Consider the following 19,938-nt stretch of genomic DNA (forward strand, 5'->3'; position numbering starts at 1 on the left):
CACCTCCATTGGCAGAGCGTTGAACGTCGGCCCCATTGAACGATCGACGCGACCGCTGCCGGTTGATGTGCATCAAGCGGATGCTTCGGACTGAAACAATTGATAGGTGATTCCGCCGGCCGGGCCAATGGCCGCTGCGCCAGGCTCAGCGCTGGCTCAGGGCGAAAGCCTGGAGTTGCGGGTAGAAGGCGCGGAAATCCGCGCTCAGGTCATCGTAGCGCTGGGCCAGTTCTTCCCAGGAGCCGTCCAGCAGGTGCGGTCGCGACAGCCTCCGCGACATACCGCCCAGCACTTCGCGCAAGACCGCGAACTCGCGGTAGCTGCCCAACCAGTCCTGGGCCGCCATCCGCGGCGCGATGCGCGCCAGGCGCTCCGGCAGCGGCGAGGCGGTGCGCAGGGTGCCGTAGACCCGCTCGACGAACTGCGGCAGCGGTTCGTCGGCGTAGTCGTTCCAGTCGCGCGCCAGGCAGTGGTCGAAGAACACGTCCAGCAGGACGCCGGCGAAACGCCGGCGCTCCAGCGGGAAGCGCCGCTTGGCCGCATGCACCAGTGGGTGGCTGTCGGTGAAGGCGTCGATGCGCCGGTGCAACTGGATGGCCCGCTCGATCTCGTCCGGCCATTGTCCCTGCAGGCGGCCCTTGACGAAGTCGCCGTACAGGCTGCCGAGCAGTTGGGCCGGTTGCGGGCCGCCGAGGTGGAGATGCGCGAGGTAGTTCATGCGGGCTAGCTTACCCCAGGGACGGAACCGTCGTTTCGATCATCGTCATCAGCCCTGTCGATAGCGACTATCGTCGCAATCGATCCCCATATCGTCCCACACCGATATATAGTTCGTCCCAACCCGATATGGACGGCCAACGGACCACCGCCATGCCACTGGACATCGACGAAATCATCAAGGCTCTCTCCCACCCGGTGCGACGCGACATGCTGCGCTGGCTGAAGGAACCGGAGAAGTACTTCGTCGAGCAGGACCACCCGTTCGAGATCGGCGTCTGCGCCGGCAAGTTCGACCAGCGTACCGGTCTCTCCCAGTCCACCGTGTCGGTACACCTCGCCACCCTGCAACGCGCCGGTCTGGTGACCAGCCGCCGGGTCGGCCAGTGGAACTTCTTCAAGCGCAACGAGGAGACCATCCAGGCCTTCCTCGACCAACTCGGCGACGAGCTGTAAGCAGCACTCGCTTCCACCCCACCACCTCGCAGTCCAGGAGCTCGACCGATGCCGGCGTCTCTTCTCGTCCTCGCTTTATCCGCCTTTGCCATCGGTACCACCGAATTCGTCATCATGGGCCTGCTGCCGCAGGTCGCCGGCGACCTGCGGGTATCCATTCCCAGCGCCGGCTGGCTGATCAGCGGCTACGCCTTCGCCGTGGCCTTCGGCGCCCCGCTGATGGCCATGGCCACCGCCCGCCTGGAACGCAAGAAAGCCCTGCTCGCGCTGATGGGCATCTTCATCGTCGGCAACCTGCTCTGCGCGGTGGCCGCCAACTACGGCCTGCTGATGCTGGCGCGGATCGTCACCGCGCTCTGCCATGGCGCCTTCTTCGGCATCGGCTCGGTGGTCGCCGCCAACCTGGTGGCGCCGAACCGCCGCGCTTCCGCCGTGGCCCTGATGTTCACCGGCCTGACCCTGGCCAACGTGCTCGGCGTGCCGCTGGGTACCGCGCTCGGCCAGGAAGCCGGCTGGCGCGCGACCTTCTGGGTGGTGACCCTGATCGGCGTGGTCGCCTTCGTCGGCCTGGCCAGGGTGCTGCCAAACGACCGCGAGGAAGAGAAGGTCGACCTGCGCCAGGAAATGTCCGCGCTGAAGAACCCGTCGCTGTGGCTGGCCCTGGGCACCACCGTGCTGTTCGCCGCCTCGATGTTCGCCCTGTTCACCTACGTCGCGCCGCTGCTCGGCGAAGTCACCGGGGTCAGCCCGCGCGGCGTGACCTGGACCCTGCTGCTGATCGGCGTCGGCCTGACCGTCGGCAACGTGATAGGCGGCCGCCTCGCCGACTGGCGCCTGGGCACCACCATGGCCGCGGTGTTCGCCGCCATGGCGCTGGTCTCGGCGCTGTTCAGCTGGACCAGCCAGGCCCTGCTGCCGGCGGAGATCACCCTGTTCTTCTGGGCCGCCGCCGCCTTCGCCGCGGTGCCCGCGCTGCAGGTCAACGTGGTCCGCGTCGGGCATGCCGCGCCGAACCTGGTGGCGACCCTGAACATCGGCGCCTTCAACGTCGGCAACGCGCTCGGCGCCTGGGTCGGCGGCAGCGTCATCGACCACGGCCTGGGCCTGACCCGCGTGCCGCTGGCCGCCGCCGCGCTGGCCGCGCTGGCGCTGCTGGCCACCCTGATCGCCTTTTCCGGAAACGGCCGCGCCCAGGCGCAGCCGGTCCTCGATTGATCCCCTGTCCGTCTATTCCCTAGTGGAGGATGTTCCATGGCTACTCTGTTCGATCCCATCGTGCTCGGCGACCTCGAGCTGCCCAACCGCATCGTCATGGCGCCGCTGACCCGCTGCCGCGCCGATGAAGGCCGCGTGCCCAACGCCCTGATGGCCGAGTACTACGCCCAGCGCGCCGATGCCGGCCTGATCCTCAGCGAGGCCACCGCGGTCACGCCGATGGGCGTAGGCTATCCCGACACCCCCGGCATCTGGTCCGATGACCAGGTCCGTGGCTGGAGCAACGTGACCAAGGCGGTGCACGCCGCCGGCGGGCGCATCTTCCTGCAACTCTGGCACGTCGGGCGGATTTCCGATCCGCTCTACCTGAATGGCGAGCTGCCGGTGGCGCCGAGCGCCATCGCCGCCGAGGGGCACGTCAGCCTGGTGCGCCCGAAGCGTCCCTACGTCACCCCGCGCGCGCTGGACACCGAGGAGATCGCCGACATCGTCGAGGCCTACCGCCAGGGCGCCGAGCGGGCCAAGGCCGCCGGCTTCGACGGCGTGGAGATCCACGGCGCCAACGGCTACCTGCTCGACCAGTTCCTCCAGGACAGCACCAACAAGCGCACCGACCGCTACGGCGGCTCCATCGAGAACCGCGCGCGCCTGCTGCTGGAAGTCACCGACGCGGCGATCTCCGTATGGGGCGCCCAGCGCGTCGGCGTACACCTGGCGCCGCGTGCCGACTCCCACGACATGGGCGATTCCAACCGCCTGGAAACCTTCAGCCATGTCGCCCGTGAGCTGGGCAAGCGCGGCATCGCCTTCATCTGCGCCCGCGAAGCGCAGGCCGACGACAGCATCGGCGTAGCCCTGAAGAAAGCCTTCGGCGGACCCTACATCGCCAACGAGCAGTTCACCCTCGACAGCGCCAACGCCATCCTGGCCAAGGGCGACGCCGATGCGGTGGCCTTCGGCGTCCCCTTCATCGCCAACCCGGACCTGGTCGAACGCCTGCGCCAAGGCGCCGAACTGAACCCGCCGCGCCCGGAGACCTTCTATACCGGCGGCACCGAAGGCTACCTGGACTATCCGACCCTGGCCTGATCGCGCCAGCCAGCACAGAGCCCGCCACGCTTGCCGTGGCGGGCTCTGTGCTTTGCCCGTCTAGCGCAGGCGGAAATGCGGCTCCGGTTCCGCGCACGGATCGCGCTGGGCGCAGCCCTTGCAACCACCGCCGCAACCGCCCGAGCTTTGCGCAGCCACCCGCTCGACCTTGCCGAGCGCGATCAGCCGCTCCAGGATCGCCTCCACCAGCGCCGGCGGCGCGTCCACCTGGCGGCTGAGCTGTTTCAGCCCACGCGCCTGGCCGTCTTCCAGGGCGGCGCGGATCTGCATGAGTGTCGCCATCAGTGACATCCTCCCTGCCCGCTCGGGGCATCGGCCATTCGGCCTGGCAGTTGCAGTACCTGCTCGCGGCCGAACAGACGCAGGCAGGTCATCAGGATCAGGTTGAAGAGCAGCACCACGGCGATGGTCAGGACGCTACGCTCGGGGTGCGCGGCGAAGGTGGCGACCTGGTAGCAGAGGGTCGCCAGCGAGTAGGCGACGTTCAGCCCCCAGAGCACCGAGAAAGCCATCCAGCCCTTGCTGCTTTCCCGGGCGATCGCGCCCATGGCGGTCACGCAGGGCACGTAGAGCAGGACGAAGACCAGATAGCTGTAGGCCGCGATGGGGCTGCCGAACTTGCTCGCCATGGTGCCCATCGAGCCGGTCTCCATGTCGCCGTCGGCCATGCTCGCCTCCACCGGGTTGGCCAGCACGCTGAGGCTGAAGGTATCGACCAGGCCGTCCCAGGTCTCGACCAGGGCGTCGCGCAGTTGCCCGGGCAGGTCGTAGCCTTCGTAGTCGAAGGCCTCGCCCTGGATCTGCTCGGCGGTGTAGAGGGTGTTCAGGGTGCCGACCACCACTTCCTTGGCCATCGCCCCGGTGACCAGGCCGACGGTGGCCTGCCAGTTGTCCGGCTGCACCCCGAGCGGCGCCAGCAGCGGAGTGAGACGCTGGCTGACGCTGGCCAGCGCGGAATGGCCGATGTCGCCCTGCACCGGCTTGCCGTCGAGGGTGATGCTGTTCAGGCCGCCGATCACCAGGCTGACCAGGATGATCACCTTGCCGGCCCGCACCACGAAGCCGCGCAGGCGCGACCAGGTCTGCAGCAGCAGGCTCTTAAGGTGTGGCACATGGTACAGCGGCAGTTCCATGACGAACGGCGAGGCCTCGCCGCGCATCAAGGTGTGCTTGAGCAACAGCCCGGTGAGGATCGCCACGACGATGCCGAGCAGGTACAGGGAGAAGATCACCAGCGCGCCGCCCTGGCCGAAGAAGGCCCCGGCGAATACGGCGAAGATCGCCAGGCGCGCGCCGCAGGACATGAACGGCGCCATCATGATGGTAATCAGCCGCTCGCGCTGCGCGTCCAGGGTCCGCGCGCCCATGATCGACGGTACGTTGCAGCCGAAACCGACGATCAGCGGCACGAACGACTTGCCCGGCAGGCCCAGCGCCTGCATCAGGCGGTCCATGACGAAGGCCGCGCGTGCCATGTAGCCGGAATCCTCGAGCAGCGAGAGGAACAGGTACATCAAGCCGATCTGCGGCACCAGCGGCAACACCGTGTTGACCCCGCCACCGATGCCCTGGGCGAGGAACACCGTGAGCCAATCGGGCAGGCCGAAGCGGATACCCAGCCACTGGATGCCGTCGATGAAGATCGCCGACGAGCCCTTGTCGAAGATCGGCTGTAGCGCCCCGCCGATGTTGATGGCGAAGAAGAACATCAGGTACATCACCAGCAGGAAGATCGGCAGACCCAGCCAGCGATTCAGGACGACCCGGTCGAGCCATTGGGTCAGCCGGTGCGGCTGAGCCTGCTGGTGGTCGCAGACCGCCGCGCAGATCTCGCCGATCAGCCGGTAGCGCGCATCGACGATCGCCAGCTCGGGCTCCTCACCGCAGCCCTGGCGCGCCTGTTCCAGGGTGGCGGGCGGCAAGCCCAGCGCCGGGCCGTTGAAGATGTCGCCTTCCAGCGCCTGTAACGCCAGCCAGCGCGGCTCGATGGCCGAGGCCGCCGGAGCGCGCGTTTCCAGGAGGTAGCCGACCTGCGCCTGGATGGCCGGCGGGTAGTCCACCGCCAGCGCCGCCTGCGGGAGCTGTAGGGAGTCGATGGCCGCCTTCAGTTCGTCGATGCCATCGGCGCGGGTGGATACCAGCGGTACCACCGGGCAACCGAGACGCCGCGCCAGACCGTCGATATCGATGCGGATGCGCTGGCTACGGGCGATGTCGAGCATGTTCAGCGCGACGATGCAGGGGATGCCCATCTCCCGCAGCTGCACCGTGAGGTACAGGTTGCGCTCCAGGTTCGCCGCATCCACCACGTTGACCAGCACGTCCACTTCGCCGCTGGCGATGTAGCGGCAGGCGATCTGCTCGTCCAGCGAGGCCTGGGCGGAAACGCTGGTCAACGAATAGGTGCCGGGCAGGTCGACCAGGCGCACCGCGTGACGGACGGTATGGAACGCACCCTCCTTGCGCTCCACGGTGACGCCGGCCCAGTTGCCGACCCGCTGGCGCGAGCCGGTGAGCTGGTTGAACAGGGTGGTCTTGCCGGAGTTGGGATTGCCGATCAGGCCGAGGGTCAATGCGGTCATGGGGATTCCGGGCGGGGTCAGTCGAGCGGGACGAGGGTCAGCAGGGTGAGGTCCTTGCGCCGCAGCGCCAGGCTGGTCTGGCGGGTCTCGACCTGGATCGGGTCGCCCAGCGGGGCGATGCGCACCACGCGCAGCGCCGCGCCGGGCAGAAGCCCCATGGAGAACAGGCGTTGGCGATAGCCGTTGCTGATGGCGGGGAATAACCGGTGATGCGGTAGGAACGGGACGGTTGCAATGCGCTCATGGCGGATTCCAGGCAGAGGAAGGGACCAATGGCCTCCCTGGCCGGTGACCGAGAATCTAAACGACTCTCACTTAAGGCTCGCTTAAGGACGCAGTATCGGAGTGGAGGAGCAGCGGATTCGCTGATCCAGAGCAATGGAAGCGGGGATTTTCGCCGGGCGCGGCGAACTGTCGCCGCCAGCGCCCGGTGCGACGGGCGGCTGGCGGCGCAAGGGGTCAGCGGGTATTGAGCTGCTGCTGCAGGTTCTGCACCTGGGCCTGGAGGGTGTTGATGTTGCGCATCACCTGGGTGCGGAAGGCGTCGAACTCGGCGGTATTGCCGCCCTGGGCCGGGCGGTTGTCGAGCTGGCTGCGCAATACCAGCAGGTCGTCCTGGATACCCTTGATCGTCTGGCTCGGGTTGCCCTGCTTCTTCAGCGCCGCGACATCGCCGCCGAGGGCCTTGAGTTGCTCGTTGGTCTTGCCCAGTTCGACCTGCAGGGCTTTCAGCTTCTCCTGTTCGGCGGCCAGTGTCTGCAGCTTGCCGTCCAGTTGCGCGACCAGTTGCGCCGCGCTTTCCTGCTGGGCCTTGAGATCGCTGGCCAGTTGGTCGAGGCGTTTGCCCTGGCCGCCGAACTGGTTGCTCACATCGGCCTGCTGGCGTTCCTGGCTGCCGAGTTTCTCCTGCAGTTGCTTGACCTGCAGGCGCAGCGCCTCGCGTTCGCTGGTGACGCTGGACTCGCTGGCGACCACCTTGCCGCGAATGTCGTCGAGGCGCCCGGCGGCTTCTTCGCTGATCCTTACGAAGCTTTCCTGGGTCGCCACCAACTGCTGTTCCATCAGGCTGATTTGCTGGTGGCTCCACCAACCCACCCCGGCGAGGGCGATCAGCATCGCCCCGAGCAGGGCCCAGAGCGGGCCGGTAGAGGCCGGACGGCGCTCCTTGGTGTCGACGACCCGGCGCTGCTCCGGTTCGTAGACGTGCCGCGGGTGGTGGCCGAATTCATCACGGTCGGCAGCATCGGTGGTCAGGCTGGGCACATCGTCGAGTTCGTCGAAAGCATCGTTACGCATGGTGAAAACCTGTGAAGGGGAACGGCATCCTGCCGGAGGCCTGGAGAAAGGGCCGAATGGCGCATTATATCGGTTCGGCCCCGCCCCTTCAGCGTCTGCTCGAAGCAAATTGCCGGACCGGGGCGCTCCACCGCGAAGCCGTGCGCCCCAAGACGGAGCGAACGTTGTCCGGCACAGACCGCCGCAGGCCGCCAGCGGTTCCCCGCCCCGCACGCCGGCGCTGGTCCGCGGCCCGCATGGCACGTCGCTTGCCTGGGCATTGCCGGGCAGATTCGAGAGCCGGAGGATGCATGGAGTTGAACAAATCCTTGCTGGATTGCATGCGCGCCGTGCGCCGACGCCTGCGCGAGGAACAGGCGCTGGATATCCACTTTCAGCAACGCGATGCGATCGCCGCGATGCAGGCGGCCTGCGCCCGCTCCGGCGATGCGACGACGCGGGAGCTGGGACAGCGCCTCGGCAGGCTCAGCGGGGTCGCGCTGCCGCCGGCGGAACCTTCCCTGTTGCCCGCGCAGGCGCCGAGCCGACAATACGCCGGCCCGCTGCGCGGCTGATCAGAGTCCCTGGGCGCGCCACCAGGCGCAGAACTCGTCGAGCGCGGTCCACAGGCTGACCCGCGGGTCGTAGTCGAGGTATTCGCGGGCGCGGTTGATGTCCAGGGTGAAGTTCTTCGCCATCACCGCCATGCCCAGGCGGAACAGCACCGGCTCCGGGCGCCCCGGCAGGATCCGGCAGACGCCTTCGTTGAACGCCGCCAGGCCATAGCCGACGGCATACGGCAGGTGACCGCCGACCGGCGGCAGGTCGAGCTGGCGCATCACGTAGTTGACCGCATCCCAGAACGGTACCGGCTGCCCGTTGCTGATGTTGTAGACCTTGCCCAGCGCCGGCTCGCCGGCCAGCAGGCAACTGAACAGCGCGTCGTTGAGATTGTGCACGCTGGTGAAGTCGACCCGGTTCAGGCCGTTGCCGAGGATCCGCAGGCGTCCCTTGCGGTGGGCCTGGATCATTCGCGGGAAGATGCTGGTGTCGCCGGCGCCGACCACGAAGCGCGGACGCAGCGCCAACACTTCCAGGCCCAGGTCGCGGGCGCTGAGCACCAGTTGCTCGGCCTGGTACTTGGTCGCCCCGTAATGGTCGGAAAAACGCCGGGGTACGTACTCTTCGTTCAGGTCCAGGTGGTCGCGCCCGTCGAAATAGATCGACGGCGACGACAGATGCACCAGGCGCCGCACCTTTTGCCGCATGCAGGCCTCGACGACGCTCTCGGCAAGCCCGACGTTGGCCGCCAGGAAGCGTTCGCGCGGTCCCCAGACTCCGACCGCGCCGGCACAATGCACCACCGCCTCGACATCCTCGCAGAGGCGCAGGACCAGCGCCGGGTCGGCGAGGTCGCCGGGAACGAACTCGGCGCCCCGCGCCACCAGATGTTCCACCGCGTCCGCACGACGACCGCTGACCCGTACCGACAGGCCCTGCTCCAGGGCGAAGCGAGCGAAACGCCCGCCGATGAAGCCCGTCGCCCCCGTTACCAGAATCCGCATTGCGTTTCTCCCGTTGTTCTTCTTGTGCCGCGACTCTAGCAACCCGGAGCCGCGCCACCACTGGCACAGCATGCCAGAACAACGACCTTGCGGGCCGCCGGCACGACTTGCGTTGGGCGACAGAAGCGGCGCTGCGCGCTACAAGGTCTAACCTGAAAGCCACCTGCACGCTGGGAGACGCACCATGGCCAGTCACTGGATGATCTACGGCGCCAACGGCTACACCGGCCGGCTGGTCGCTGAACAGGCGCAGCGCGAGGGCCTGACGCCGCTCCTCGGCGGACGCAACCCGGCCGCCCTGCACGCGCTCGGCAGCCAGCTCGGGCTGGAGTGCCGGGTCTTCGACCTGGGGGATCCGCAGGCCTGCCGCGAAGCCCTGGACCAGGTGAAGGTGGTGGCCCATTGCGCCGGTCCGTTCTCTGCCACCAGCACGCCGATGATCGCCGCCTGCCGCGCCGCCGGCACCCACTACGTGGATATCACTGGAGAGATCGCGGTGTTCGAGCAGGCCCACGCCGGCGACGCCGAGGCCCGCGAGGCCGGCATCGTGGTCTGCCCGGGCGTCGGCTTCGATGTGATCCCCACCGATTGCCTGGCCGCCTGCCTGAAGGAGGCGCTGCCGGACGCGCAACGGCTGGCGCTGGGCTTCGACACCGGCAGCGGGCTTTCGACGGGAACCGCGAAGACCAGCGTCGAAGGCCTCAAGTTCGGCGGCAAGATCCGCGAGAATGGCCGCCTGCGCGACGTGCCGTTGGGCTACAAGCGCCGCGACATCGATTTCGGCCGCGGCCTGCGGCACGCCGTGACGATTCCCTGGGGCGACGTGGCCACCGCCTACTACAGCACCGGCATCCCGGACATCGAGGTCTACCTGCCGGCGCCGCCGCTGCTGGCCCTGGGCATGCGCCTGATCGATCCGCTGCGTCCGCTGCTCGGTCGGCAACGGGTCCAGGACTGGCTCAAGGGGCAGGTCGACAAACGCATCGCCGGCCCCGACCAGGCGGCCCGCGAGCGCCTGCGCACCTGGGTCTGGGGCGAGGCGCGCAACGCCCGCGGCGAACGCCGCACGGCGCGCCTGGAGACGGCCAACGTGTACGACCTGACCCTGCACGGCGTGCTCCTGGCAGTGCGCCACCTGCTGGACTACCAGGGTCCCGGCGGCTATTTCACGCCATCGCGGTTGCTCGGCGCGCGCTGCGTCGAATCGTTGCCCGGCTCCGGACGAATCACCGTCATCGGCTGATCAGCCTGACACCCGCACCAAGCCGTCGCCGGCGCGGGCGAGCAGGTGCTCGGTGAGCGACGCGAGCAGTTCGCCGCCGTTGCGCCAGTAGTGCCAGTACAACGGTACGTCGATGACCTGGCCGGGCAGCAGCTCGACCAGTTCGCCGCGCGCCAGCTCGCCTTGCACCTGGCGCTCCGGCACCAGGCCCCAGCCGAGACCGCCGGCGGTGAGGCGGACGAAACCTTCCGAGGACGGGCAGAGGTGGTGGATGAAACCGCCCTCGACGCCGAGGTCCTTGAGAAAGCGGTGTTGCAGCAGGTCGTCCGGGCCGAACACGATCGCCGGCACACCGGCCAGGGCGGCCGCCTCGACCCCGCGGGGAAAGTGCCGGGCAATGAAATCCGGGCTGGCCAGGCCGCGATAACGCATGGCTCCGAGCAGCAGCGAACGCGCGCCGGCCACCGGCCGCGGGCTACCGCAGACGCAGCCGGCCACTTCGCCCGCGCGCATGCGCTTGAGCCCGACCTCCTGGTCCTCCACCACAAGGTCCAGCAGCACCCGCCGCTCGGCGCAGAAATCGCCCACCGCGGCGGCCCACCAGGTCGCCAGGCTATCGGCGTTGAGAGCGATGCGCAGGCGTTCCGGGGCACCGCCTTCATCCAGGTTAGGCACCCAGCGCTGCAGGTCGCCCTCCAGCAGCCGCACCTGCTGCACATGGTTGAGCAGGCGGCGCCCGAGATCGGTGGGATGCGGCGGCGTCTCGCGCACCAGGACCGGCTGGCCGACCCGCGCCTCGAGCAGCTTGATCCGCTGCGATACCGCCGATTGCGACAGCCCCAGCGCCTGTGCGGCGCGCTCGAAACCGCCCTGCTCCACCACCGCGGCCAGCGCGGCGAGCAACTTGTAGTCGAACAAAATCAGTTTTCCTAATGAGAGATCAGCAGGATTCGTTTTCCTTATAAACCGCCCGCGGCCACACTCGCCAGCACTTTTCCGATCCACCCGACGCGGACCGACCATGGCTGGCGAAACCTCGCTGCGCACCCTGCTGCGCACGCTCACTCCCGAACTCAATCCCGGCGACTATGTGTTCTGTACCTGCGCCGATGGCGCGCTGCCGAACGGCGCCGAGCCGCTCGCCAGCTTCCGCGAGCGCGAGGGCCTGACCCTGGTGCTCGAACGCCGGCAGGCCGAACGCCTGGGCCTGCCCTACGAATACGTGGCGGCCTGGATCACCCTGACGGTGCACTCCTCGCTGGCGGCGGTGGGCCTGACCGCCGCCTTCGCCACGGCGCTGGCCGAAGCCGGGATCAGTTGCAACGTGATGGCCGGCTATTTCCACGACCACCTGTTCGTCGCCCGCGACGAGGGCCGGCGCGCCCTCGCCGTGCTCCAGCGGCTGGCGGCGGAGGCACACTGACATGTGGCAGAGCTATCTCAACGGCATCCTGGTGGCTGCCGGCCTGATCATCGCCATCGGCGCGCAGAATGCCTTCGTTCTCGCGCAGAGCCTGCGCCGCGAGCATCACCTCTCGGTGGCCGCGCTCTGCGTGTTCTGCGACGCGGTGCTGGTCAGCCTCGGCGTGTTCGGCCTGGCCAAGCTGCTGCTGGAAAACCCGACGCTGCTGGCCATCGCCCGCTGGGGCGGGATCGCCTTCCTGACCTGGTACGGGCTCAAGGCGCTGCTTCGCGCGTTGCGCCCGGACGCTCTCGGCAACGCAGCGGAAACCGGGCCACGCTCGCGCAAGGCGGTGCTTCTGGCGGCACTGGCGGTCACCCTGCTCAACCCCCACGTCTATCTCGATACCGTACTTCTGATCGGTTCGCTCGGCGCCCAGCAGGCCGCGCCGGGCGCCTATGCCCTCGGCGCGGCCAGCGCCTCGCTGATGTGGTTCTTCGCCCTCGCCCTCGGCGCGGCATGGCTGGCCCCCTGGCTGGCGCGCCCGGCCACCTGGCGCCTGCTCGACCTGATGGTGGCGGCCATGATGCTGGGCATGGCCGCGCAACTGCTGTTCCGGGGATAACGCAGTTTCCGTCTTCCCGAGCGAACCCTCGCGCCGCCAGGCAGTCCAGAGAGAATGCGGCGGTGTTCGCCGGCGAGCTTGCAGAAGCCTGTCGCAGCGCGCCGCCGCCGGCCTTTGCCCCTACAGTTGCTGCGTGGATATGCCCCGACACGGGTGCTATGATCCGGAGTTCGCGGCACTGGGAGCCTAGGCTCCGAGTCGCACCCGGCGCCCTTTCCGGAGCGCTCCGCCGAACGTCCCCCCGGGGATCCAGGACGGGCTCCCGGACAGGCATCGGACCGGCCCCGTGAACCGGTCGCGCGCTAGCCGCGCCAGTCCTGACCTGAGGAAGAATAGGAGAGACACCATGGCTTTCGAATTGCCGCCGCTGCCTTACGAAAAGAACGCCCTTGAGCCGCACATTTCCGCAGAAACCCTGGAATACCACCACGACAAGCACCACAACACCTACGTGGTGAACCTGAACAACCTGATCCCGGGCACCGAGTTCGAAGGCAAGAGCCTCGAAGAGATCGTCAAGAGCTCCTCCGGCGGCATCTTCAACAACGCCGCCCAGGTGTGGAACCACACCTTCTACTGGAACTGCCTGAGCCCGAACGGCGGTGGCCAGCCCACCGGCGCCCTGGCCGACGCCATCAACGCCGCCTTCGGCTCCTTCGACAAGTTCAAGGAAGAGTTCACCAAGACTTCCGTCGGCACCTTCGGTTCCGGCTGGGGCTGGCTGGTGAAGAAGGCCGACGGCTCCCTGGCCCTGGCCAGCACCATCGGTGCCGGCAACCCGCTGACCAGCGGCGACACCCCGCTGCTGACCTGCGACGTCTGGGAACACGCCTACTACATCGACTACCGCAACCTGCGCCCGAAGTACGTCGAGGCGTTCTGGAACCTGGTCAACTGGGACTTCGTAGCGAAGAATTTCGCTGCCTGAGTCTGATCAGAACCACGAAAAAGCCCGGCATTCGCCGGGCTTTTTCGTTTTAATCTGCGGTCCAGGAGCCATCGTCTACCCTCAGGAACTGGTAGACCTTCGCTCGTGATAGCCTCTTGAGGTAAACAAGCTCTTCCTACCGGCTTGTCTTTCGCCCTGGCGACGAACAAGGAAGGCCCCTTGAAACTGGACTCCCGACACAGCCTCTCGCTCAAGCTGCTGCGTGTCGTGCTACTGGCGGCGCTAGCCGTTGGCGTAGTGCTCAGTTGCGCGCAGATCGTCTTTGACGCCTACAAGGCCAAGCAGGCGGTGAGCAGCGACGCCCAACGCATCCTCGCGATGGTCCGCGACCCTTCCACCCAGGCGGTCTACAGCCTCGACCGGGAAATGGCGATGCAGGTCCTCGAAGGCCTGTTCCAGCACGAGGCGGTGCGCCAGGCGAGCATCGGCCATCCCGGCGAGCCGATGCTGGCGGAGAAATCCAGGCCGCTGCTGGACCTGCCGACGCGCTGGCTGACCGACCCGATCCTCGGCCAGGAACGCACCTTCAGCATTCGACTGATCGGCCGCCCGCCCTATAGCGAATACTACGGCGACCTGAAGATCACCCTGGACACCGCGCCCTACGGCGAGAACTTCGTCACCACTTCGGAAATCATCTTCATCTCCGGCATTCTCCGCGCCCTGGCCATGGGCCTGGTGCTGTTCCTGGTCTACCACTGGATGCTGACCAAGCCGCTGTCGAAGATCATCGAGCACCTGGTCAGCATCAATCCCGACCGCCCCAGCCAGCACCAGTTGCCGCTGCTCAAGGGGCACGAACGCAACGAGCTGGGGCTCTGGGTGACCACCGCCAACCAGTTGCTCGCCTCGATCGAAAGCAACAGCCACCTGCGCCGCGAGGCCGAGGACAACCTGCTGCGCATTTCCCAGTACGACTTCCTCACCGGCCTGCCGAACCGCCAGTTGCTGCAGCAGCAACTCGACCAGATCCTCGACGGCGCCGGCCGCCAGCAGCGCCGGGTGGCAGTGCTGTGCCTGGGCCTCGACGATTTCAAGGGGATCAACGAGCAGTACACCTACCAGCTCGGCGACCAGCTGCTGATCGCCCTCGCCGACCGCCTGCGCGGGCACAGCGCGCGGCTCGGTTCGCTGGCGCGCCTGGGCGGCGACCAGTTCGCCCTGGTCCAGGCCGACATCGAGCAACCCTACGAGGCGGCCGAACTGGCGCAGAGCATCCTCGACGGCCTGGAAGCGCCGTTCGAGATCGACCAGCACGAGGTGCGCCTGCGCGCCACCATCGGTATCACCCTGTTCCCCGAGGACGGCGAGACCACGGAGAAACTGCTGCAGAAGGCCGAGCAGACCATGACCCTGGCCAAGACCCGCTCGCGCAACCGCTACCAGTTCTACATCGCCAGCGTGGACAGCGAGATGCGTCGCCGCCGGGAACTGGAAAAGGACCTGCGCGACGCCCTGCAGCGCCACGAGCTGCACCTCGTCTACCAGCCGCAGGTGGACTACCGCGACCACCGCGTGGTCGGCGTCGAGGCGCTGCTGCGCTGGCAACATCCGTTGCACGGCTTCGTCCCGCCGGACCTGTTCATCCCGCTGGCGGAACAGAACGGCAGCATCTTCAGCATCGGCGAGTGGGTGCTCGACCAGGCCTGCCGGCAGTTGCGCGAATGGCACGACCAGGGCTTCGACGACCTGCGCATGGCGGTCAATCTTTCCACCGTGCAGCTCCACCACAACGCCCTGCCACGGGTGGTCAGCAACCTGCTGCAGGTCTACCGCCTGCCGGCGCGCAGCCTGGAGCTGGAAGTCACCGAGACCGGCCTGATGGAGGACATCTCCACTGCCGCCCAGCACCTCCTCAGCCTGCGCCGCGCCGGCGCGCTGATCGCCATCGACGATTTCGGCACCGGCTATTCCTCGCTGAGCTACCTGAAGAGCCTGCCGCTGGACAAGATCAAGATCGACAAGAGTTTCGTCCAGGACCTGCTGCAGGACGAGGACGACGCGACCATCGTTCGCGCCATCATCCAGCTCGGCAAGAGCCTGGGCATGCAGGTGATCGCCGAGGGCGTGGAAACCGCCGAGCAGGAGGCGTACATCATCGCCGAAGGTTGCAACGAAGGTCAGGGCTACCTATACAGCAAGCCGCTGCCGGCCAGGGAACTGACCCAGTACCTCAAGCAGGCGCGACGCCTGAGCCAGGCCACCAGCAGCGAACGGCCCTGATCAGAACAGGCGGCTGAACAGCCAGCCCGCCAATAGCGCGCTGCCCAGGCAGAGCAACGCGGCCCCCGCCGCCTGGCGGCGCAGTTGCACGGCGAGATCGTCCTCGCCCTGGCTGGAGAGAATGAAGGGATGCGCCTCCCCCGGCTTGCCGAGCCGGTGGCGGGTCGGCGCGGCGCTGCTTGCCCGATGCCGATCCTCGGCCTCCAGCCGTGCCGCCAGGCGCACCCGGTTCCATTCGCGCTCGTCCAGCTCGCCGTTGCCGTCGCTGTCGAAGCGCGCCAGCAGCCCGTGGAAATCGCCCTTCCATTCACGGATCACCGCACCCTGCGCCCGTTCGGCATCGAGTCCCTGGCGACCGCCACCGCTGCTGCGGAATTCGCCCAGCGCATAGAGCGGCTCGCCGACATGCAGGCGCTCCTCGGTGTAGCGGTAAAGCCGCTCTCCGCCGACCAGGGTGCCGAAGCTCTCCAGCAGTCGCAGGGTATCGATCGGTGCTTCGCGAAAAGCCTCCCAGCGCTGCTGGGTCAAGGGTCGCACCTCGGCGCCGCGTGGGTCGACCAGGCAGGCATCGGTGGCATCGCGCAAGCCGAATGGCGACTCGCTGGCACCTTTGTCGACGGTGCGCCAGGCCTTCTCGCGGCCACTGCGCTTTTCCTCGACTTCGATGCGGTAGCGCCACCACAGGCACGGCTTGCCAGTCAAGGGAGCCTGCAGCGGGCCTTCCGGGCCCTCCTCGAGCACCCCGTAGAGTTCGACGAAACCCTGCGCCGCCGAACGGATCCGCGAGGTCGGTACGTCGCCGAGCAGACGCGCCCGGGCAAGGCGGTGCACGAACTGCCAGCCGGCCCAGGCGCAGAGCCCCAGGCTGGCGGCGATGAACAGCCAGCGCAGGTCGAAGTCCATCTCAGCCGAACAGGGCCTTGAGATCGACGTCGGCCTTCTCCGCCTCGCTGAACTGCAACAGCTCGGCGGCCTTGAAGCCAGCGACACGGGCGATCAGCAGGTCGGGAAATTGCTCGATGCGCACGTTGTTCAGGTTCACCGCCTCGTTGTACAGCTCGCGGCGATCGGCGATCCCGTTCTCCAGGCCGCTGATGCGCTGGGAAAGGAACTGGAAACTTTCGTTGGCCTTGAGCTGCGGGTAGTTCTCGGCCAGCGCGAAAAGCTGCCCCAGGCCGGCGCGCAGGCCGCTCTCGGCCTTGCCCAGGGCATTCACGTCGGCGCGCTCGCGGGCGCTGGCGACGGCGTTGCGGGCGGCGATGACCCGCTCCAGGGTGGCGCGCTCGTGCTGCATGTATTGCTTGCAGGCCTCGACCAGCTTCGGCAACTCGTCATGGCGCTGCTTGAGGAGCACGTCGATGTTGGCCCAGGCCTTGCCCACAGCGTGCTTCAGCCGTACCAGGCCGTTGTAGAGCACCACCGCGTAGCCGGCGAGCAGCAGCAGGACAACCCAGAAAGCGATAGCGGTCAGACTCATGGACGGAGCTCCGGACGAAGATACTGGCATTCTAGCTGCGCCCGACATGTCCAGGCACGACGGCGATCACGCTGCGCCCTTTTCAAAAATGCAAATCTTTCGCATTATGTGGCGGTTTTTTAACGCCCTCGCGGGTGTTTCCGACAAGCGCACGCCGCTTCGGCACGCCACCAATAAAGCAAAGGAATCCGCCATGACTCGTATGCCCCTGGCCACCGCCAGTCTGCTGGCCCTCGCCATCTCCCTCGCCGGCTGCGGCGACGACAAGAAAGCCGAAGCGCCCGCAACACCGGCGGCCAGCACGCAGCCCGCCGCGCCCGCCGCCGCCCCGGCCGCCAAGGTCGACGAGGCCGCCGCCAAGGCGGTGATCAAGAACTACGCGGACCTCGCCGAAGCCACCTTCGCCGATGCCCTGAGCACCGCCAAGGACCTGCAGAAAGCCATCGACGCGTTCCTCGCCAAGCCTGACGCGGAGACCCTGAAAGCCGCCAAGGAAGCCTGGTTCGCCGCTCGTACCCCCTACTCCCAGAGCGAAGCCTTCCGCTTCGGCAACGCGATCATCGACGACTGGGAAGGACAGGTTAACGCCTGGCCGCTGGACGAAGGCCTGATCGACTATGTCGCCAAGGACTACCAGCACGCCCTGGGCAACCCTGGCGCCACCGCCAACATCGTCGCCAACACCGAGATCCAGGTCGGCGAAGACAAGATCGACGTCAAGGAAATCACCGGCGAGAAACTGGCCAGCCTGAACGAGCTGGGCGGTTCCGAAGCCAACGTCGCCACCGGCTACCACGCCATCGAGTTCCTCCTCTGGGGCCAGGACCTGAACGGCACCGGTCCCGGCGCCGGCAATCGTCCGGCCACCGACTATGCCCAGGGCAAGGACTGCACCGGCGGCCATTGCGACCGTCGTGCCGCCTACCTGAAGGCCGTCACCGACCTGCTGGTCAGCGACCTCGAATACATGGCCGGACAGTGGAAAGCCGGCGTCGCCGACAACTACCGCGCCAAGCTGGAGGCCGAACCGGTGGATACCGGCCTGCGCAAGATGTTCTTCGGCATGGGCAGCCTGTCCCTCGGCGAACTGGCCGGCGAGCGCATGAAGGTCGCGCTGGAGGCCAACTCCACCGAAGACGAGCACGACTGCTTCAGCGACGACACCCACCACACCCTGTTCTTCAACGGCAAGAGCATCCGCAACATCTACCTCGGCGAGTACAAGCGCATCGACGGCAGCGTGGTCAAGGGCCCGAGCCTGGCCGACCTGGTCGCCAAGGCCGACGCCGCCGCCAACGACACCCTGAAGGCCGACCTAGCCGACACCGAGGCCAAGCTGCAGGCCATCGTCGACAGCGCCGAGAAGGATGGCGTGCACTTCGACCAGATGATCGCTCCGGACAACAAGGACGGCCAGCAGAAGATCCGCGACGCCATCGCGGCCCTGGTCAAGCAGACCGGCGCCATCGAGCAGGCCGCGGGCAAGCTGGGTATCCAGGACCTGAAGCCGGACAACGCCGACCACGAGTTCTGATTCCTTCCTGCGCCAACAGCGTGCGGCCCATGGCCGCACGCTGCGTTTCAGGGCCTCGAAAGCGGACTTCGCGGGCCTTTACAAACGCAAATCCCTCTTATTTTGATTAGCTCCAACTGGTAAGCTTGCGGGCTGTTTCTACGCAGTCCGGGATGTTCGCCGATGTCGTTGCCGTCACCTTCCATGCCGCTCGCCTGTCTCCTGACGGCGCTCCTTCTGGGCGGATGCGGCGCCGACGACGAACCGCTGCGCGCCGAGCCCGGCGAACACCTGTCCGGGGGCGCGACCACGGTGCTGCAAAGCGACCGCAACGCCTTCTCTCTGCCCTCCGCCAACCTCGCCCCGAGCCGGCGCCTGGACTTCAGCGTGGGCAACAGTTTCTTCCGCAACCCCTGGGTCATCGCCCCTTCCTCCACCACCGCGCGCGACGGTCTGGGACCGCTGTTCAATACCAACGCCTGCCAGAACTGCCATGTGAAGGACGGCCGCGGCCACCCGCCGGGAGCGGACGCGGTCAGCGCGGTGTCGATGCTGGTACGCCTGTCGATCCCGGCCGGCCCTGCGGACGGCAAGACCCTGTTGCACCAGGGGGTGATTCCCGAGCCGACCTACGGCGGCCAGTTGCAGGACGTCGGCATTCCCGGCGTCGCCCCGGAAGGCAAGGTGCGGGTGGACTACGAGCCGCTGAAGGTGAGGTTCGAGGACGGCACCGAGGTCGAACTGCGCAAGCCGATCCTGCGTATCAGCCAGCTCGGCTATGGGCCGATGCATCCGCAGACGATGTTTTCCGCCCGCGTCGCCCCGCCGATGATCGGGCTCGGCCTGCTCGAGGCGATTCCCGAAGAGGCGATCCTGGCCAATGCCGATCCGGACGACCGCAACGGCGACGGTATCCGCGGGCGCGCCAACCAGGTCTGGGATGCCGCGCGGCAGCGCACCGCGCTCGGCCGCTTCGGCTGGAAGGCCGGCCAGCCGGATATCCCGCAGCAGAACGCGCACGCCTTCGCCAACGACATGGGCCTGACCAGCAGCCTGCTGCCCCACGACGACTGCAGCGCCGCCCAGGTCGAGTGCCGCCGGGCGCCCGACGGCGGCGAGCCGGAAGTCAGCGACAACATCTTCGCCCAGGTGCTGTTCTACAGCCGCAACCTGGCGGTCCCGGCGCGGCGCAAGGTGGACGACCCGCAGGTGCTGGCCGGCAAGCGCCTGTTCGCCCAGGCCAACTGCGTGGCCTGCCACGTTCCCGCCTTCACTACCGGTTCCGACGCCAGCGAGCCGGAGCTGGCCAACCAACGGATTCGTCCCTATTCCGACCTGTTGCTGCATGACATGGGCGACGGCTTGGCGGACAATCGCCCGGAATTTCTCGCCAGCGGGCGGGACTGGCGAACCCCGCCGCTATGGGGCATCGGCCTGACCGAAACGGTCAACGGTCACACCCAGTTCCTCCACGACGGGCGCGCCCGCAATCTGCTGGAGGCGATCCTCTGGCACGGCGGCGAAGCCGAAGCGGCCAAGCGGCACGTGCTCGGCTTCGACGCCGACCAGCGCAGCGCCCTGCTGGCCTTCCTGAATTCACTCTGAGG

The 19,938-nt window shown here is 67.5% G+C and carries 19 protein-coding genes and 1 pseudogene; 11 read left to right on the top strand and 9 right to left on the bottom strand.

The window, feature by feature from the left end; all coding sequences use genetic code 11:
* Positions 1-145: 145 nt before the first annotated feature.
* Entirely contained in the window at positions 146-718 is a 573-nt protein-coding gene (locus tag LE197_RS20495; RefSeq protein WP_003093976.1) for an ACP phosphodiesterase, read from the bottom strand.
* Positions 719-870: 152 nt separating this feature from the next.
* Here LE197_RS20495 and pyeR point away from each other — a divergent pair, with 152 nt between their 5' ends.
* From pyeR to LE197_RS20510, 3 genes are read left to right on the top strand one after another with little or no spacing between them, the layout of a single operon-like run.
* A complete protein-coding gene (pyeR, locus tag LE197_RS20500) occupies positions 871-1,173 on the top strand; it encodes an ArsR family transcriptional repressor PyeR (protein ID WP_003093978.1) in 303 nt (100 codons plus the stop codon).
* A gap of 48 nt (positions 1,174-1,221) precedes the next feature.
* On the top strand, positions 1,222-2,388 hold the full coding sequence (locus LE197_RS20505) for an MFS transporter (RefSeq protein ID WP_023108734.1): 1,167 nt from the start codon (positions 1,222-1,224) through the stop codon (positions 2,386-2,388).
* A gap of 36 nt (positions 2,389-2,424) precedes the next feature.
* A complete protein-coding gene (locus LE197_RS20510) occupies positions 2,425-3,477 on the top strand; it encodes an alkene reductase (RefSeq protein WP_003103810.1) in 1,053 nt (350 codons plus the stop codon).
* Between the two features lie 60 nt (positions 3,478-3,537).
* Here LE197_RS20510 and LE197_RS20515 read toward each other — a convergent pair whose 3' ends face one another.
* From LE197_RS20515 to LE197_RS20530, 4 genes and pseudogenes are all read right to left on the bottom strand, one after another.
* Positions 3,538-3,780, bottom strand: a complete 243-nt coding sequence (locus LE197_RS20515; protein ID WP_004352915.1) for a FeoC-like transcriptional regulator — start codon at positions 3,778-3,780, stop codon at positions 3,538-3,540.
* Positions 3,780-6,080, bottom strand: coding sequence for a Fe(2+) transporter permease subunit FeoB (gene feoB / locus LE197_RS20520; protein ID WP_003162928.1), 2,301 nt, complete (start codon positions 6,078-6,080; stop codon positions 3,780-3,782). The genes LE197_RS20515 and feoB overlap by 1 nt, the downstream gene beginning before the upstream one ends.
* A gap of 17 nt (positions 6,081-6,097) precedes the next feature.
* Positions 6,098-6,324, bottom strand: a pseudogene (gene feoA / locus LE197_RS20525) (ferrous iron transporter A).
* Between the two features lie 215 nt (positions 6,325-6,539).
* Positions 6,540-7,376 (bottom strand): ATPase, encoded by an 837-nt coding sequence (locus LE197_RS20530; RefSeq protein WP_003093989.1) that lies wholly within the window; start codon positions 7,374-7,376, stop codon positions 6,540-6,542.
* Between the two features lie 290 nt (positions 7,377-7,666).
* Between LE197_RS20530 and LE197_RS20535 the strand changes: the two genes are divergently transcribed.
* Entirely contained in the window at positions 7,667-7,930 is a 264-nt protein-coding gene (locus LE197_RS20535) for a hypothetical protein (protein WP_003103821.1), read from the top strand.
* Here LE197_RS20535 and LE197_RS20540 read toward each other — a convergent pair whose 3' ends face one another.
* Positions 7,931-8,920 carry an NAD-dependent epimerase/dehydratase family protein gene (locus LE197_RS20540; RefSeq protein ID WP_003161488.1) on the bottom strand — a complete coding sequence of 330 codons (990 nt, stop codon included), beginning with the start codon at positions 8,918-8,920 and terminating at the stop codon, positions 7,931-7,933.
* A 184-nt stretch (positions 8,921-9,104) separates the two neighbouring features.
* Here LE197_RS20540 and LE197_RS20545 point away from each other — a divergent pair, with 184 nt between their 5' ends.
* The gene (locus LE197_RS20545; RefSeq protein WP_003093996.1) at positions 9,105-10,163 is read left to right on the top strand and encodes a saccharopine dehydrogenase family protein; all 1,059 of its coding nucleotides are present in this window, start codon (positions 9,105-9,107) and stop codon (positions 10,161-10,163) included.
* Here LE197_RS20545 and LE197_RS20550 read toward each other — a convergent pair whose 3' ends face one another.
* On the bottom strand, positions 10,164-11,066 hold the full coding sequence (locus LE197_RS20550; protein WP_003134688.1) for a LysR family transcriptional regulator ArgP: 903 nt from the start codon (positions 11,064-11,066) through the stop codon (positions 10,164-10,166).
* Between the two features lie 97 nt (positions 11,067-11,163).
* Between LE197_RS20550 and LE197_RS20555 the strand changes: the two genes are divergently transcribed.
* The 4 genes from LE197_RS20555 to bifA all read left to right on the top strand — a co-directional run bounded on the left by LE197_RS20555 (position 11,164) and on the right by bifA (position 15,341).
* A complete protein-coding gene (locus LE197_RS20555) occupies positions 11,164-11,565 on the top strand; it encodes an ACT domain-containing protein (protein ID WP_003094000.1) in 402 nt (133 codons plus the stop codon).
* A 1-nt stretch (position 11,566) separates the two neighbouring features.
* Positions 11,567-12,169, top strand: coding sequence for a LysE/ArgO family amino acid transporter (locus LE197_RS20560; protein ID WP_003094003.1), 603 nt, complete (start codon positions 11,567-11,569; stop codon positions 12,167-12,169).
* 346 nt (positions 12,170-12,515) lie between these two features.
* The gene (gene sodB / locus LE197_RS20565) at positions 12,516-13,097 is read left to right on the top strand and encodes a superoxide dismutase [Fe] (RefSeq protein WP_003094005.1); all 582 of its coding nucleotides are present in this window, start codon (positions 12,516-12,518) and stop codon (positions 13,095-13,097) included.
* A 180-nt stretch (positions 13,098-13,277) separates the two neighbouring features.
* Positions 13,278-15,341: a cyclic-di-GMP phosphodiesterase BifA gene (bifA, locus tag LE197_RS20570; RefSeq protein WP_003094007.1), complete on the top strand. Its 2,064-nt coding sequence runs from the start codon at positions 13,278-13,280 to the stop codon at positions 15,339-15,341.
* Here bifA and LE197_RS20575 read toward each other — a convergent pair whose 3' ends face one another.
* On the bottom strand, positions 15,342-16,244 hold the full coding sequence (locus LE197_RS20575; RefSeq protein WP_023108736.1) for a GIDE domain-containing protein: 903 nt from the start codon (positions 16,242-16,244) through the stop codon (positions 15,342-15,344).
* Between the two features lies 1 nt (position 16,245).
* On the bottom strand, positions 16,246-16,818 hold the full coding sequence (locus tag LE197_RS20580) for a LemA family protein (RefSeq protein WP_003094011.1): 573 nt from the start codon (positions 16,816-16,818) through the stop codon (positions 16,246-16,248).
* 193 nt (positions 16,819-17,011) lie between these two features.
* Here LE197_RS20580 and LE197_RS20585 point away from each other — a divergent pair, with 193 nt between their 5' ends.
* Positions 17,012-18,352, top strand: a complete 1,341-nt coding sequence (locus tag LE197_RS20585; protein WP_003112765.1) for an imelysin family protein — start codon at positions 17,012-17,014, stop codon at positions 18,350-18,352.
* A gap of 162 nt (positions 18,353-18,514) precedes the next feature.
* Complete coding sequence (locus tag LE197_RS20590) at positions 18,515-19,936, top strand: di-heme oxidoredictase family protein (protein ID WP_003102642.1); 1,422 nt, start codon at positions 18,515-18,517, stop codon at positions 19,934-19,936.
* The last annotated feature ends 2 nt before the right edge of the window (positions 19,937-19,938 follow it).

This window comes from Pseudomonas sp. PS1(2021), assembly GCF_020405165.1.
Lineage (GTDB): Bacteria > Pseudomonadota > Gammaproteobacteria > Pseudomonadales > Pseudomonadaceae > Pseudomonas > Pseudomonas aeruginosa.

Coding starts and splice junctions, on each gene's coding strand:
- LE197_RS20575 (WP_023108736.1), bottom strand. CDS start 16,244: ATGGACTTCGACCTGCGCTGGCTGTTCATCGCCGCCAGCCTGGGGCTC.
- LE197_RS20530 (WP_003093989.1), bottom strand. CDS start 7,376: ATGCGTAACGATGCTTTCGACGAACTCGACGATGTGCCCAGCCTGACC.
- LE197_RS20505 (WP_023108734.1), top strand. CDS start 1,222: ATGCCGGCGTCTCTTCTCGTCCTCGCTTTATCCGCCTTTGCCATCGGT.
- LE197_RS20510 (WP_003103810.1), top strand. CDS start 2,425: ATGGCTACTCTGTTCGATCCCATCGTGCTCGGCGACCTCGAGCTGCCC.
- LE197_RS20560 (WP_003094003.1), top strand. CDS start 11,567: ATGTGGCAGAGCTATCTCAACGGCATCCTGGTGGCTGCCGGCCTGATC.
- LE197_RS20535 (WP_003103821.1), top strand. CDS start 7,667: ATGGAGTTGAACAAATCCTTGCTGGATTGCATGCGCGCCGTGCGCCGA.
- LE197_RS20540 (WP_003161488.1), bottom strand. CDS start 8,920: ATGCGGATTCTGGTAACGGGGGCGACGGGCTTCATCGGCGGGCGTTTC.
- LE197_RS20545 (WP_003093996.1), top strand. CDS start 9,105: ATGGCCAGTCACTGGATGATCTACGGCGCCAACGGCTACACCGGCCGG.
- LE197_RS20580 (WP_003094011.1), bottom strand. CDS start 16,818: ATGAGTCTGACCGCTATCGCTTTCTGGGTTGTCCTGCTGCTGCTCGCC.
- pyeR (WP_003093978.1), top strand. CDS start 871: ATGCCACTGGACATCGACGAAATCATCAAGGCTCTCTCCCACCCGGTG.
- LE197_RS20585 (WP_003112765.1), top strand. CDS start 17,012: ATGACTCGTATGCCCCTGGCCACCGCCAGTCTGCTGGCCCTCGCCATC.
- feoB (WP_003162928.1), bottom strand. CDS start 6,080: ATGACCGCATTGACCCTCGGCCTGATCGGCAATCCCAACTCCGGCAAG.
- LE197_RS20495 (WP_003093976.1), bottom strand. CDS start 718: ATGAACTACCTCGCGCATCTCCACCTCGGCGGCCCGCAACCGGCCCAA.
- LE197_RS20555 (WP_003094000.1), top strand. CDS start 11,164: ATGGCTGGCGAAACCTCGCTGCGCACCCTGCTGCGCACGCTCACTCCC.
- sodB (WP_003094005.1), top strand. CDS start 12,516: ATGGCTTTCGAATTGCCGCCGCTGCCTTACGAAAAGAACGCCCTTGAG.
- LE197_RS20590 (WP_003102642.1), top strand. CDS start 18,515: ATGTCGTTGCCGTCACCTTCCATGCCGCTCGCCTGTCTCCTGACGGCG.
- LE197_RS20515 (WP_004352915.1), bottom strand. CDS start 3,780: ATGGCGACACTCATGCAGATCCGCGCCGCCCTGGAAGACGGCCAGGCG.